This is a genomic window from Leucobacter iarius, from assembly GCF_039530105.1.
GTDB lineage: Bacteria > Actinomycetota > Actinomycetes > Actinomycetales > Microbacteriaceae > Leucobacter > Leucobacter iarius.
Genome location: NZ_BAAAOB010000001.1, coordinates 693,408 through 706,984, shown reverse-complemented (window position 1 = coordinate 706,984; position 13,577 = coordinate 693,408). Strand labels below are relative to the sequence as shown.

11 protein-coding genes and 1 riboswitch are annotated in these 13,577 nt (G+C 71.5%); of the genes, 8 read left to right on the top strand and 3 right to left on the bottom strand.

The features are described 5' to 3' along the window. Positions 1 to 166: 166 nt before the first annotated feature. Genes ABD169_RS03090 through ABD169_RS03080 form a run of 3 tightly spaced genes read left to right on the top strand, consistent with a single transcriptional unit; the run spans position 167 to position 2,873 of the window. Entirely contained in the window at positions 167 to 1,105 is a 939-nt protein-coding gene (locus tag ABD169_RS03090; RefSeq protein ID WP_344029156.1) for an ABC transporter substrate-binding protein, read from the top strand. 29 nt (positions 1,106 to 1,134) lie between these two features. After that, on the top strand, positions 1,135 to 2,067 hold the full coding sequence (locus ABD169_RS03085; protein ID WP_344029154.1) for an amino acid ABC transporter permease: 933 nt from the start codon (positions 1,135 to 1,137) through the stop codon (positions 2,065 to 2,067). Further along, entirely contained in the window at positions 2,064 to 2,873 is an 810-nt protein-coding gene (locus ABD169_RS03080) for an amino acid ABC transporter ATP-binding protein (RefSeq protein ID WP_344029151.1), read from the top strand. The genes ABD169_RS03085 and ABD169_RS03080 overlap by 4 nt, the downstream gene beginning before the upstream one ends. 150 nt (positions 2,874 to 3,023) lie before the next feature. On the opposite strand, the gene ABD169_RS03075 is transcribed toward ABD169_RS03080, so the two are convergent. Then, positions 3,024 to 3,929 carry a MurR/RpiR family transcriptional regulator gene (locus ABD169_RS03075; RefSeq protein WP_046454680.1) on the bottom strand — a complete coding sequence of 302 codons (906 nt, stop codon included), beginning with the start codon at positions 3,927 to 3,929 and terminating at the stop codon, positions 3,024 to 3,026. A 243-nt stretch (positions 3,930 to 4,172) separates the two neighbouring features. Between ABD169_RS03075 and ABD169_RS03070 the strand changes: the two genes are divergently transcribed. Next, positions 4,173 to 6,206: a cyanophycinase gene (locus tag ABD169_RS03070; RefSeq protein WP_344029146.1), complete on the top strand. Its 2,034-nt coding sequence runs from the start codon at positions 4,173 to 4,175 to the stop codon at positions 6,204 to 6,206. Positions 6,207 to 6,442: 236 nt separating this feature from the next. Here the strand turns inward: ABD169_RS03070 and ABD169_RS03065 are convergent, their stop codons facing one another. Together ABD169_RS03065 and ABD169_RS03060 are read right to left on the bottom strand one after the other, a co-directional pair. Then, positions 6,443 to 7,195 carry a DUF998 domain-containing protein gene (locus ABD169_RS03065; RefSeq protein ID WP_344029143.1) on the bottom strand — a complete coding sequence of 251 codons (753 nt, stop codon included), beginning with the start codon at positions 7,193 to 7,195 and terminating at the stop codon, positions 6,443 to 6,445. A 58-nt stretch (positions 7,196 to 7,253) separates the two neighbouring features. Beyond that, a complete protein-coding gene (locus ABD169_RS03060; protein WP_344029140.1) occupies positions 7,254 to 8,294 on the bottom strand; it encodes an alcohol dehydrogenase catalytic domain-containing protein in 1,041 nt (346 codons plus the stop codon). A gap of 227 nt (positions 8,295 to 8,521) precedes the next feature. Here ABD169_RS03060 and ABD169_RS03055 point away from each other — a divergent pair, with 227 nt between their 5' ends. From ABD169_RS03055 to ABD169_RS03040, 4 genes are all read left to right on the top strand, one after another. Next, on the top strand, positions 8,522 to 10,666 hold the full coding sequence (locus ABD169_RS03055) for a phosphatidylglycerol lysyltransferase domain-containing protein (RefSeq protein WP_344029137.1): 2,145 nt from the start codon (positions 8,522 to 8,524) through the stop codon (positions 10,664 to 10,666). 13 nt (positions 10,667 to 10,679) lie between these two features. Then, positions 10,680 to 11,459, top strand: a complete 780-nt coding sequence (locus ABD169_RS03050) for a DUF1345 domain-containing protein (RefSeq protein ID WP_052961300.1) — start codon at positions 10,680 to 10,682, stop codon at positions 11,457 to 11,459. A gap of 72 nt (positions 11,460 to 11,531) precedes the next feature. Beyond that, positions 11,532 to 11,680, top strand: a riboswitch (FMN riboswitch). Between the two features lie 54 nt (positions 11,681 to 11,734). Further along, on the top strand, positions 11,735 to 12,883 hold the full coding sequence (locus ABD169_RS03045) for a bifunctional diaminohydroxyphosphoribosylaminopyrimidine deaminase/5-amino-6-(5-phosphoribosylamino)uracil reductase RibD (protein ID WP_344029133.1): 1,149 nt from the start codon (positions 11,735 to 11,737) through the stop codon (positions 12,881 to 12,883). Further along, positions 12,884 to 13,576, top strand: coding sequence for a riboflavin synthase (locus ABD169_RS03040; RefSeq protein ID WP_344029130.1), 693 nt, complete (start codon positions 12,884 to 12,886; stop codon positions 13,574 to 13,576). The last annotated feature ends 1 nt before the right edge of the window (position 13,577 follow it).

Genomic DNA, 13,577 nt, shown 5'->3' with positions numbered 1-13,577 from the left:
ACGATCACGTCACTCGTGATCTGAATACCCCACAGTGAAACACAGGTTTCGACGTCGCGCCAGTCGCGAAACACGCATCACGAAGCCGTAACGAATATTTCAGAGATTGCGATCAATCGTTCTACATGAAACACTTGGCCCACCTCAGTGTCGAGAAAGGACCACCATGCCCCTCCCCCGCCTCGTGCCCGCGGCTCTCGCCGCGTCAGCGATCCTCGCGCTCACCCTGACCGGCTGCACCAACGCCGCCGAAGAAACCGCGAAGCAGACGGACGGCAAGACCGCGTCCACTCAGACCCCCGACTCCATCGAGAAGCTCAGCGTCGACGCGTCCGCGCAGAAGCTGCTCCCCGCCGACGTCGTGAAGCGCGGCACGCTCCGCATCGCGACCGATCCCACCTACCTCCCCTTCGAGGGCTACGCCGACGACAACAAGACCTTCATCGGCCTCGACGTCGACCTCGCCGACTCGGTCGGCCAGCTGCTCGGCCTCAAGGTCGAGTTCACGCCGTCGGGCTTCGACGCGATCATCCCCGGCCTCAGCTCCGGCAAGTACGACATGTCGATGTCGGCCTTCTCGGTCACCGACGAGCGCAAGAAGAACGCCGACTTCGTCGTGTACCACCAGTCGGGCAGCGGCCTCGCGGTGCCCACCGGCAACCCCGACAAGCTCAAGATGGACGCCATGAGCCTCTGCGGCCGCACCATCGGCGCCGAGTCCGGCACGACGCAGGGCCAGGAGATCCTCCCGGCCTTCAGCGAGGAGTGCACGAAGGCCGGCAAGAAGGCCATCGACGTCAAGCTGTTCCCCGGCTCCGACAAGGCGATCACGGCGCTGACCTCCGGCCGCGTCGAGGCCGTCTCGTCCGGCGCGACCGGCCTCGGCTACCAGGCGAAGATCACCGGCGCGTTCGAGCTCGCCTCCGGCGGCGACTTCGCGCCCAAGCCGACCGGGCTCGTGCTGCCCAAGGGATCCGCGCTCACCCCGGCCGTCACCGCCGCCTTCGAGAAGCTCGTCACCACCAAGGCCTACAAGCAGGCCTTCGAGAAGTGGGGCATCAACGAGAGCAACTACGTCACCCCGGCGCAGGTCCCCGTCCAGTAATCCGCTCGCACTCGAAGGACGCATCGACCATGAGCAGTACCTCCGTGAAACCGCTGCGCGCGGACGAGGACTACGCGATCGCCAACAAGAAGTACCCGTGGCGCTGGGTATCCGCGATCGTCATCATCGCCCTGTTCGGCCTGCTGCTGTACTCGGCGGTGACGAACCCGCGCTTCCACTGGGACGTCATCGGGCTCTACTTCCGCGACGTCTCCATCGCGCGCGGGATCCAGATCACCCTGCTCCTGACCGTCGTGTGCATGCTGCTCGGCATCGTGCTGGGCATCGTCCTCGCCGTAATGCGCCTCTCCGTGAACCCGGTGGTGCGCGCCGCCGCCGGGTTCTACGTGTTCGCGTTCCGCGGCACCCCCGTGCTGGTGCAGCTGCTGCTCTGGTACAACCTCGCCGCGCTCTACCCCGACATCACCTTCGGGATCCCCGGCGTGCACCTCGACGCCAACCAGATCGTGACGCCGCTCATGGCCGCGATCCTCGGCCTCGGCCTCAACGAGGCCGCGTACATGTCCGAGATCGTGCGCGCCGGGATCCTGTCGGTCGACTCCGGGCAGAGCGAGGCCGCCGGCGCCCTCGGCCTCAACCGCATGCAGACCATGCTGAAGGTCGTCCTGCCGCAGGCGATGCGGGTCATCATCCCGCCGACCGGCAACGAGGCGATCGGCATGCTCAAGCAGACCTCGCTCGTCAGCGTGCTCGCCGTCTCGGAGCTCCTGTACTCGACGCAGGTGATCTACGCGAAGAACTTCCAGGTGATCCCGATGCTGATCGTCGCGAGCATCTGGTACATCATCATGACGACCGTGTTCACCCTCGGTCAGGGCTGGCTCGAGCGCCGGTTCTCGCGCGGCACCTCCCGCCACACCCCCACCTCGTGGACCGACCGCCTGCGCAAGGCGATGCGCGTCCACGCACCCGAGGCGACCGGAAAGGCGGCCACCCGATGAGCACCGAGACGACCACCATCGCCGAACCCGGGATCGACGCTCCGCGCGAACCGATGGTGCGGGCGGCCGGAGTGCGCAAGCACTTCGGATCCCTGCAGGTGCTGCAGGGCGTCGACCTCGAGGTGCAGCGCGGCGAGGTCGTCTGCCTCATCGGCGCGTCCGGATCCGGCAAGAGCACGCTGCTGCGCTGCATCAACCACCTCGAGAAGGTCGACGGCGGCCGCATCTGGATCGACGGCGACGTCGTCGGCTACGACCTGCGCGGCCGCACCCTGCACGAGAAGAGCCACGGCGACATCTGCCGGGATCGCACCCAGACCGGCATGGTGTTCCAGCACTTCAACCTGTTCGGCCACATGACCGTGCTCGAGAACATCATGCTCGCGCCGCGCACCGTGCTGAAGCAGAAGACGTCGGAGGTGCTGCCGCGCGCGCTCGCCCTGCTCGACCAGGTCGGGCTCGCCGACAAGGCGAAGTCGTACCCGCGGCAGCTCTCGGGCGGTCAGCAGCAGCGCGTCGCCATCGCGCGCGCCCTCTGCATGGAGCCCAAGCTCATGCTGTTCGACGAGCCGACCTCGGCGCTCGATCCCGAACTCGTCGGCGACGTACTGAAGGTCATGCGCGACCTCGCCGCCTCGGGCATGACGATGATCGTCGTGACCCACGAGATGGGTTTCGCCCGCGAGGTCGCCGACCGGGTCGTGTTCATGCACGGCGGGCAGATCATCGAACAGGGCACGCCCGCGCAGGTCCTCGGGGACCCGCAGCACGAGCGCACCCGGGCGTTCCTCTCGGCGGTGCGCTGACCCCGCCGGGCCGCGGGTCCGACCTGATCTGAGGCGGGGCGGCGGCCTGAACCGGTTCGCGTCGCCTGGCGGGTCTGGCGGGAGCGATCGGAGCGAAGCGACGATTGCGGATGGATCGGCGCGCGAACCAGTTCAGGCCGCCGCCCCGCCTCAGATCACCTCGAGCTGCTGCGCCGTCCGCTCGATGCGGGCGATGCGGTCGCGGGCCGGATCGCCGATGCGGGTGACGAGCGCCTCGAACAGCGCCTCGATGAGCGCCATGACGGGCAGCACGGAGTCGAAGGGGCCGCGCTCGGAGGCGACGCTCGTGAGCACGGCGTCCGCGTCGGTCGCGCAGGGCGACACCCAGCGGTCGGTGACGACCACGACGGTCGACTTGCGCGCCTTCGCGAGCTGCACGACGGATCGGGTGGCGGCCTCGTAGCGGCGGAAGTCGAACGCGATCACGACGTCCTTCGCGTCGAAACCGGTCACGGTCGCGGCGCGCAGGCTGGCCATCGTCGGCACCATCTGCACCGCGGGCCGGAGCTGCTGCAGGCTGGCGGCGAGGTACTCGGCGAGGAAGGTGCTGTAGCGGCCGCCCACGAGCCAGACCCGGTGCTTGGGGTTGGCGATCGCCTCGACGGTCGTGCCGAAGTCGTGATCGGAGAGGCTCGCGAAGGTGGCGCGCAGGTCCTCGACCGGATCCTCGGCGAGCCCCGCGAGATCGCCGGGGGCGACGGCGCGACGGGCGAGCCCGGTGCGCTCGTAGAGCGCCATGGGCGACGCGCTGCGCTGCTCGAGCTCGCCGCGCAGCGCGCGCTGGAAGTCGGGGAACCCGCTGTAGCCGAGGCGGGTGGTGAAGCGCACGACGGTGGCGCCGCTGACCTCGGCGAGCTCGGCGAGCCCGGCGACGGTCTCGAAGCCGGCGACGGGGTAGGCGGCGAGCAGGGTGCGGGCGACCTTGCGCTCGGAGGGCGTGCAGTCGCCCATGCGCTCGCGGATCCGCGCCGCCACGGAGTCGGTGCCCGGCAGCGCCTCCGCTGCCGGGCCGTTCGCCTCGCGAGATCCTGTCATGCGTCGCATCCTCTCCGTCCGGCGCCCGCCGCGCGAGCGAGCGGCGCCGCGGGTCTGCCCGTACCGGCAGCGCGGGCCGCCTGAGCGCCGCGTTGCACGTGAAACGCCGTCAGTCTATCGACGGAGGCTCCACCGACGCGGTCGCCACCGATCTTGAAATGTTTGTTTCGATTATTGCAGGCATTCGGTTTGCGTGAAATACTTGCGCCGTCCACCCCTCAATGACGAGACCGGAGATCCCGCATGCCCCTTCCCCCACGCCGCGCGCGCCTCGGCACCGCCGTCGCCGTCGCGCTCACCGCGGGCGCGCTCTGCGCCACCGCCATCGCCCCCGCCGCGACGGCCGCGCCGCAGCCGCGCGCCGCCGAGCCGAACGCACCGGCAGCACCGGCTGCGCCGACGGCGTCCACCGCGCAGAACGGCAGCATCGTGCTCATCGGCGGAGCCATCAAGCCGGGCGAGGTCAACAGCGAAGCGATCATCCAGCGGATCGTCGACCTCGCGAAGCAGCACGCGGGCGACAAGAAGCCCCGCATCGCGATCGTCACGACCGCCTCGGAGGTCGCGCCGAACGCCACCGAAGCGGCCGACGGCAACACCTACGACAACGCGACCGCCAACGGTCTCTACTACTCCGACTGGTTCGCCGCGCACGGCGCCGACGTCTACGCGGTGCCCGTCGACGTGAACCCCGGCGAAGACTACCCCGGCGACCCCTACAGCGCCGACAACGCGAAGAGCGCGGCCGTCGCGCAGGCCGTGCGCGACTCCGACGCCGTTTACTTCGGCGGCGGCGACCAGATCAACTACGTGCGCGCGTTCATGGACTGCACCGCTCCCGATCAGGCCGCGGCCGACATCTACGCGTTCACCTCCTGCACCGACACCCCCGTGATGGCGGCGATCCGCGAGGTCGTCGAGTCCGGCGGCGTCACCGCGGGCACGAGCGCGGGCCTCACGATCCAGCAGGGCGCCGACATGATCTCGGGCGGGGATCCCTACCCCTCGTGGCGCGACGGCGCGACGGTCGGCTGGTTCGAGGACGACCGACTCGCGTCGATCCCGTCGGGCGGCTTCGGCTTCTTCACCGAGGGCATGCTCGATTCCCACTTCGCGCGCCGCGACCGCCAGCCCCGCATCGTGCGCCTCGCGATCGCCACGGGACACGACCGCAGCTTCGGCGTCGAGGAGAAGACCGCGCTCGTCGTGGATCGCGCCGCCCGCACCGGCGAGGTGATCGGGCAGCTCGGCGCCAGCCTGCTCGACACGAGCGCCGCGACCTCCGACGGGCGCAACGCCGCCGGCGTGCGGTACTCCTACTTCACGACCGGATCCACCATCGACTTCGCGACCGGCGCGATCACCCTCGCGGGCACGGCGCACAGCGGGGCCGGATCCGCCGAGGCGCCCGCAGCGCCCACCGACATCTGGGGCTCGTACGAGTGCGAGGGCGGCATCTTCGGAACGCTGGACCTGGCGCAGGGACTCGTGAAGTCCTCGGCGTCGACCGCGACCGGCGACACCTGCGATTCGCCAGCCGAGTCCCCGCGCTTCCGCACCACCTTCACCCGCACGGCGGACACGCGGTGGAACGATGACGGCGGCTTCACCGACCTCGCCATGAGCATCACCGGGATCCCCTCGTTCTCGGCCGTCGCGAGCGCGACCGGATCGGTCGGCACCCCGAACCCGCAGGTCCCCGCGGGCTCGCAGGCCGGGATCACCGTGACCGTGACCAACACCGGCGGCACCCCGCTCACCGGGTTCCGGATCGCCTCCGAAGCTTCGGGATCGTCCGCCGCGGCGTCGGATCCGGCGTCCACCGCGGTCGTCGCCCCCGGCGGGACCCTGCAGCTGCAGACGACCCGCACCGTCGCGGAGGGCCCCCAGACCTTCGCGCTGCGGATCACCGCGACCGCCGTCGACGCGAACGGGGCCGAGCTCGGCGTGGAGACCGCGCCGCAGACCGCATCGATCGCGTTCGTCGGGGTCGGCACGGGCGCCGAAGCGAACGCGAACGCGGGTTCGGGTGCGGGTGCGAACGGGGCGAGCGACTCGGGCGGATCGAACGCGGACGCGAAGGGATCGGCGACCGGAAGCGCCTCGGCGGGCGCGAACGGGGCGGCCGACGGGTCGGGATCCGGAGCCAAGGGCCAGGGATCGCTCGCGCAGACCGGCGCCCCCGCGGACGGCGTCGCGCTTCCCGCTGCGGGCCTCCTGCTGCTCGCAGGAGCCGTGGCGCTGATCGCCCGCAGGCGCCTGCGCGCCCGCGCGTAGTTCTCGCGGCTCGCAGCCAGCATCGCCGAGGGGCCCGTGTCGGGGTTGTGGACTTCCATAACCCCGACACGGGCCCCTCGATCGCGTTCCGAGGGTGGCGCGCTTCTCGCTCGCACGCCCCACGCCCCACACCCCGCGCCCTCGCCAGAGACCATCGTCGAGTGGCGGCAAACCGCTCCTTCACACCCTCCGAAGCATTCGTCTGGCGCCACTCGACGGGAAATCAGGGGCGGCGACTACGCGCTGGGACCCGACCCCGGCGCACCCGAGCCCACGCCCGAACCCGAGCCCACGCCCGAGCCAACACCCGCCCCCGCACGATCCCGCGCGCGCCACAGCGCGATGCCGGCGCCCAGCTGCCAGACCATGAAGCTCGCGACCGCGCCCCGCTCCGAGATCCCGGCGGGCAGCAGCACGTGCGCGACGAGCAGTGCGGCGCTGACGAATCCGAGCGCCCCGAGGATCGGCCCGAGCTTCCCGTATCGGCCGAGCTGCGGCACGGCGCGGTACGACGCGATCGCGGTCAGGTTGCCGCCCGCGATCGCACCGATCGCACCGACGATATGGAAGATCATGAGCCCGCTCTCGGCGTTCGCGGGCGATCCGGGGACGAGCCCGACGAGCGCGATCCCGGCCGCGTGGATCGCGCCGAACGCGAGGAACGCGCCCCCGGCGAGCCCGCGGCGCACGGCGGGCGCGAGCAGCGCGAGCCCGATCCCGAACAGGAGCCCCTCGCCGAGGAACCCGGCGTTCATCACCGTGTGCAGCGGCGAGTCGAGCGTGCGCCCGTCGAGCGTTCCGCCATCGGGCACGCCGAGGTCGCTGATGAAGAACGTGGCGTAGCTGTACCCGGGGAACGCGGACGCTGCGATGGCCTCGCACAGGAAGTACCAGATCGGCGCCACGATCCACAGCAGCCCGACGGTGCCGAGGATCGGGTTCGCGCGACCGGTGCGACCGGACGGAACCGGCACCGACGCACCGCTCATCCGGCCGCTCCGCCCGACGCCGCTCCGCCCGACGCCGCTCCGCCCGTCACCGGCTCGCTCACGGGACGAGCACCGCCCGGCCCTGCACGCGCCCGTGGTGCAGGTCGTCGAAGGCCTGCACGGCGTCGTCGAGCGAGTAGCGCACCACCTCGACGCCGATCTTGCCGGCTCGGGCGAGCGCGACGGCCTGGCGCATGTCGGATCGGGTGCCGCCATAGGCGCGTTCGATGTTCACTCCCCACGGCAGCGGGGTGCCGCTGCCCGCGACGTAGGGGAAGGATCCGCCTCCGAGGCCGACGAAGCGGATCGCGCCGCCGCCGCGCACGACGGCGACCGCGAGGTCGACGGTGGGCTGCACGCCGACGAAGTCGAACACGACGTCGGCGCCGACGCCGCCGGTCTCCTCGAGGATCCGGGCCGCGGCGGCCCCGTCGCTCGGGATCGCGAGGTCGGCGCCGTGCTCGCGCGCGAAGGCGAGCTTCTCGGGGTCGGTGTCGAGCGCGATGATGCGGGCGCCCGTGGTCGCGGCGAGGATCTGCAGGGCCATGTGCCCGAGGCCGCCGAGGCCGATGGTGACGACCGTCGCATCGCCGGTCATGCGGTCACGCACGGTGTTGATGGCGTGCATGGGCGTGAGCGCGGCGTCGGCGAGCGGTGCCGCGGCGACAAGGTCGAGGTCGCCGATGGGGTCGAGGTGGCGCGCCTTCACGGCGATGTAGTCGGCCATGCCGCCGGGGCTGCCGATGCCGGGCGAGAGCGGGGCGAGCGCACTGCGCGGATAGACGACCTCGCACTGGTTGTCGCGGCCGGCCAGGCACTCGCGGCACTGGCCGCAGGAGAGGATGAGCGCGACGAGGGCACGGTCGCCGATTTGCCAGCCCGAGACGTCGGATCCGAGCTGCTCGACCGTGCCCGAGACCTCGTGGCCGAGAGTGCCGCCGATCAGCGGGTTCTCGTCGCCCATGCCGATGATCGCGATGTCGGAGTGGCAGAGGCCGGCCCCGCCGACCTTCAGCAGCACCTCGTCGGGCTGGATCTCGGGAACGGGCTTGTCGTGGATCTCGACGGTGTTGTTCTTGACGTAGGTGACGGCGCGCAACGCGGCCTCCTCTTCTGGCCGCGGGTGTGCGGCCGCAGATCGAACGGGCGCCGGTTCGGGCGTCCGCCATCAGGCTACGCCTCCGGGCTCGGCTCCGGGCAGGCGCCCGGCGAACGCCCGGGATCCGGTCCGATCCGACGCGCCCGCGTGGGACTCCGGTACCATTTCGCGCGAGATCCCCGTGTTCCGAGGTGGGCGCGCAGCATTCGCTCCGTAAAATATTCCGCATGAGCGAACCCCCCGCGAAGGCCGCCCCGACGGAGCCTGTCGAACCGGCCGAGCGCCCCGAGCCGCCGAAGGCGGTGCGCGCGCTGCTGCGTGCGCTGCGCTGGCTCGCGCAGTTCCCCTTCACCATCGCGCTCGTCGCGGTGATGATCGTCATCGCGATCCTCACGGGAACCCACATCACCCCGCTCGCGCGCCTGCCCTGGTACCACGACGTCGCGACGGGCCTGCCCGCGTTCAAGCAGGGGCACTGGTGGACCCTCGGCACCTCGCCGTGGTTCATCGCCCACCCGCTCCGGGTGATCGGCGCGCTGCCGCTCGTGGTCGGCGGCGTCGGCTGGGCGGAGGCCAAGTTCGGCTCGCTCCGCGCGCTCGGCCTGTTCCTCGCCGGGCACCTGGTCGGCGCGCTGGGCGCCGCGGGCACCCTCGCCCTCGCCTCGCACAACGGCTGGCCGTGGGCCGCTCAGGTGTCGCGGGCGCTCGACGTCGGCCCCGCATCGGGCGCCATCGCCTGCCTCGTGTTCGCGATGAGCACGCTCCCCTCCCCCTGGCGTCTGCGCGCCCGCTACGCGGTGGTCGCCTGGGCCGCCATCGGGCTGCTCTACGTCGGCAAGATCGTCAATGTCGAGCACGCGATCGTCGTCGGCATCGCCCTGCTCGTCAGCGGTCTGCTGCCCGCGTTCCGCCACCCGGCCGGCCGGCCGACCGTGCGCGAGTGGCGGCTGCTCGGCTTCGTCGGCCTGATCGTGATCGGCGTGGTCGAGGTGTTCGCGCTGCTGATCCCGTTCAACAGCCCCCTGGGCCAGAACGATCCGGTCACCCCGACCGCGGACGTGATCATCGACCTCGTCGCGATCGCGATCCTGGCGAACGGCGTGCGCCTCGGCCTGCGCCTGGCGTGGATTGCGACGATCGTCTTCGCCTGCTTCAACCTCGCGACCGCGGCGATCGCGACCGTGTTCCTGCCGCAGGCGCTCGACCTGGGCCTGCTCGACGAGCCCGGGATCCTCTTCACCTCGATCCTGCCGTCGTCCGTGCTCTGGCTGGCGCAGCTGATCGTGATGCTGCTCGGCCGCGGCGCGTTCCGCGTCCCGCTGCTGCACTCCCGCCGCACCTTCGCCGCGCGCACCCTGACCCGCACCGAGGCGCTCGACCGGCTGCGCGAGTTCGGCGGCGGCAACATCTCGTGGATGATCGGCTGGCCCGACAACCGGCACATCGCCGTCGGTTCCGGCGTCATCGCCTACCAGGCGCACGCGGGCGTCGCGATCGCGCTCGGCGATCCCATCGCGCCGAAGGAGCAGTTCGGCATCGCCCTCGACGAGTTCGCGCGTTCCGCCGAGCACGCCGGGTTCGTCCCGTGCGTGTTCTCGGCCTCCGCGCTGAGCGACGAGAACCGGCCGGCCGGCTGGCGCTCGGCCGTGATCGCCGAGGACACCATCGTCGATCTGCCCGACCTCGCCTTCACGGGCAAGCGCTGGAACTCGGTGCGCACGTCGATCAACCGCGCGGCGCGCGAGGGGATCGAGTTCCGCATGTGCACGCTCGCCGACGAGCCGTGGAGCGTGCTCGCCCAGGTGCGCGCCATCTCGGAGCAGTGGAGCGGCGACAAGGGCCTGCCCGAGATGCGCTTCACGCTCGGCACCGTCGAGGAGGCGCGCGATCCCGAGACCCGCGTCGGCATCGCGGTCGACGCCGAGGGCAGCCTGCACGGCATCACCTCGTGGCTGCCGGTGTACGGCCCGGGCGGACAGATCCGCGGCTGGACCCTCGACCTCATGCGCCGGCGCGACGACGGCTTCGGCCCCGTCATGGAGTACCTGATCGCCGAGTCCGCGAAACACTTCGCCGAGGCCGGCTACGAGTTCGTCTCACTCTCGGGCGCCCCGCTGGTGCGTCCCGAGCAGGAGGATCCGGGCCCCGTCGACTTCGTGCTCGACCGCCTGAGCGAGACCCTCGAGCCGCTCTACGGCTTCCGTTCGCTGCACTTCTTCAAGCGCAAGTTCCACCCGCGCCACGAGCCGCTGTACATGCTGTACCGCGACGAGGGCGATCTGCCCCGCATCGCCGTGGCGCTGACTCGGGCCTACCTGCCCGACGCGACGCTGCGCGACCTCGCGTCCTCGGCGGCGAGCGCCCGGTCGTGATCGGGCGTCGGGCATGAGCGCGAAACCGAAGAAGAAACGGAAGGAGCGGGTGAAGAAGCGCCGGCTCCCCCGGGTCGCCGCGGCGATCGCGAACTGGACCACGGTCGTGGGCGAGGTCCTGGGCGTCGTGATGCAGCTGCTGCTCGTCTTCCTCGGCTGGACCCTCGCGATGAGCGAGAGCAAGGTCGAGCTCTCGATCGTCGCGGTGGTGTGGTGCCTCATCGCCGCGCTCTACCTGGGGATCGTGGCCCTCGGCCTCACGATCATGATCCGCATCAGCGACGAGGATCCGCCCGTGGTGCGCCGCGTCGTCGGGCACCCGGTGATGCGGGTGTTCTCGAACCTCACGACCTTCGGCGCGAGCGCGTTCGGCCTGGTGGTCGCCGCGCAGGTGATCATCAACCGGCGCGACGCCGACCGCACCGCGTTCCTCGAGGCCGCGGCGGTCTGCGCAATGCTGCTCTCGTGGGCGCTGTTCAACTGGGGCTTCGCCCGCGTCTACTATTCGCGCTACCACCGGGCCGAGGTGCCGCCGCTGCACTTCCCGCGCACCGAGGATCCGCGGCTCAGCGACTTCGCGTACTTCTCGTTCACCAACGCGACCACGTTCGCGGTCTCCGACGTGCGGGTGACCGAGACGCGCATGCGCTGGACCACGGTGTGGCACACGTCGATGGCGTTCTTCTTCAACGCGCTGATCCTGGCGCTCACCATGAGCACGATCACGAGCGGCCGGTTCCTCGACTTCGATCTCGACAAGTTCCTCGACGAACTCATCAACCTCGCCGGGTGACGGCCGACCCCGGCCCGCGAAACTTCGCGAAATCCGGCTGGAATAGTTCGCAGCGGGTGGCGTTAGGGTAGACGTAGGTTCCGGGGTCGGTGAGAATCCGAACCGGCGGTGAGAGTCCGCGACCCCCGCATTCGCGGGGTTGAACCGGTGGAATTCCGGTACCGACGGTGATGGGCGGCAGTTTCGACTGCGCGCCCGAGTCCGGATGGAAGGAACGTGGGCACCTGCCGCTGCGCAGGCGACCCCTATTCCCGGCACCCGAGAAACGAGACGGAATGCTGGGTGACGAGCTGCTGAGCAGCGCCATGCGGCGCACGCTCGCCCTCGCCGGGCGCGGGCCCGCGGGTGATCTCAATCCCCGCGTGGGGTGCGTGCTGCTCGATCCCGAGGGCCGCATCGTGGCCGAGGGCTGGCACCGCGGCAGCGGCACGGCGCACGCCGAGGTCGACGCGCTCGCGCACCTGCCCGCCGAGTGGCGGGGTCGGGGCGATGAGCTGACCGCGGTCGTCTCGCTCGAGCCCTGCAACCACACCGGCCGCACCGGGCCCTGCGCCCGCGCGCTCATCGACGCCGGGATCGGCGCCGTCGCCTACGGGCTCGACGATCCGGGCGACGCGTCCGCCGGCGGTGCGGCGACGCTGCGCGCGGCCGGCGTCGCGGTGCGCGGCGGCCTGCTCGCGGGCGAGGTGCGCGCATCGGTGGAGGACTGGCTCGCGGCGCAGGAGCGCTCGCGGATCGAGGCCGGCGGATCCGCGTCGGCCGGCGGCAGCGCCGCGCAGATCGGCGACTCCGCTTCGCCGCGCCCGCGTCCCCGCGTCATCGCGAAGTGGGCGCAGACCCTCGACGGCCGCGCGGCCGCGGCCGACGGCAGCAGCCAGTGGATCACGGGCCCCGCGGCCCGCGCCGACGTGCACCGCCGCCGGGCCGAGGCCGACGCGATCCTCGTGGGCACCGGCACGCTCCTCGCCGACGATCCCTCGCTCACCGCGCGCGACGCCGCGGGCGAGCTGCTCGTGCCCGACGACGCGCAGCCGATCCCCGTGATCCTGGGCCACCGGCCGACGCCCGTCGGCGCCCGCGTCGACGCGCACCCCGCGCTCGCAGCGCGCGGGCTCGAGGCGCCGATCCGCATCTCGGGCGAGCACCTGGCCGCCGATCTGGCCTCGCTCGCCGAGCGCGGCATCCGTTCGGTGTTCGTCGAGGGCGGCCCCACCGTCGTCAGCGCGCTGCTCGCCGCCGGCCTCGTCGACGAGCTGCTCGTCTACGTCGCGCCGGCGCTGCTCGGCGGCCCGCGGCACGCCATCGCCGACATCGGCGTCTCCAACATGGCCGGGATCCTGCGTCTCGCCACGGTCGAGCGCATCCCCCTCGGCCCCGACCTGCTCATTCGCGCAATCATCGAACCCCGCACGGAGGTGCTCTGAATGTTCACCGGACTGATCGAAGAGATCGGCGAGATCACCGAGATCTCGCCCGTCGGCGACTCGCTCCGACTCACGATCCGCGGCGAGCGCGTGACCTCCGACGCGGGGCACGGCGACTCGATCTCGGTCTCGGGCGTGTGCCTCACCGTCATCGAGCAGGGCGAGGCGACCTTCGCCGCCGACGTGATGGCGCAGTCGATCCGCATGTCGACGCTGGGCGGGCTCGCGGTCGGCGACCGCGTCAACCTGGAGCGCGCGGCGCGGGTCGACAGCCGCCTCGGCGGGCACATCGTGCAGGGCCACGTCGACGGCACCGCCGAGCTGCTCTCGGTCACCCCCGAGGACAACTGGCGGGTGCTGCGCTTCGCGCTGCCGCGCGAGCTCGCACCGCTGCTCGTCGACAAGGGATCCGTGACCCTCTCGGGCGTCTCGCTCACCGTGTCGAACATCGCCCCCGTCGAAGACGCAGAGCCGTGGTTCGAGGTGTCGCTGATCCCCGAGACCCTCGTCGCGACCACCCTCGGCGGGCTGCAGCCCGGCGACCGGGTGAACGTCGAGACCGACATCCTCGCCCGCCACGTCGCCCGCATGCTGCGCTTCGGCCTCGCGGCCGGCGACGACCCCCGCGGACTCGACCTGACCGGCAGCGTGAACGCGCCCGCGGCTCCCCAGACCACCACCGAAGGAAACTGAA

Excerpts from the sequence above, each read along its gene's own strand:
- ABD169_RS03040 (WP_344029130.1), top strand. The coding sequence starts at position 12,884 with ATGTTCACCGGACTGATCGAAGAGATCGGCGAGATCACCGAGATCTCG.
- ABD169_RS03080 (WP_344029151.1), top strand. The coding sequence starts at position 2,064 with ATGAGCACCGAGACGACCACCATCGCCGAACCCGGGATCGACGCTCCG.
- ABD169_RS03085 (WP_344029154.1), top strand. The coding sequence starts at position 1,135 with ATGAGCAGTACCTCCGTGAAACCGCTGCGCGCGGACGAGGACTACGCG.
- ABD169_RS03050 (WP_052961300.1), top strand. The coding sequence starts at position 10,680 with ATGAGCGCGAAACCGAAGAAGAAACGGAAGGAGCGGGTGAAGAAGCGC.
- ABD169_RS03070 (WP_344029146.1), top strand. The coding sequence starts at position 4,173 with ATGCCCCTTCCCCCACGCCGCGCGCGCCTCGGCACCGCCGTCGCCGTC.
- ABD169_RS03045 (WP_344029133.1), top strand. The coding sequence starts at position 11,735 with ATGCTGGGTGACGAGCTGCTGAGCAGCGCCATGCGGCGCACGCTCGCC.
- ABD169_RS03090 (WP_344029156.1), top strand. The coding sequence starts at position 167 with ATGCCCCTCCCCCGCCTCGTGCCCGCGGCTCTCGCCGCGTCAGCGATC.
- ABD169_RS03055 (WP_344029137.1), top strand. The coding sequence starts at position 8,522 with ATGAGCGAACCCCCCGCGAAGGCCGCCCCGACGGAGCCTGTCGAACCG.
- ABD169_RS03075 (WP_046454680.1), bottom strand. The coding sequence starts at position 3,929 with ATGACAGGATCTCGCGAGGCGAACGGCCCGGCAGCGGAGGCGCTGCCG.
- ABD169_RS03065 (WP_344029143.1), bottom strand. The coding sequence starts at position 7,195 with ATGAGCGGTGCGTCGGTGCCGGTTCCGTCCGGTCGCACCGGTCGCGCG.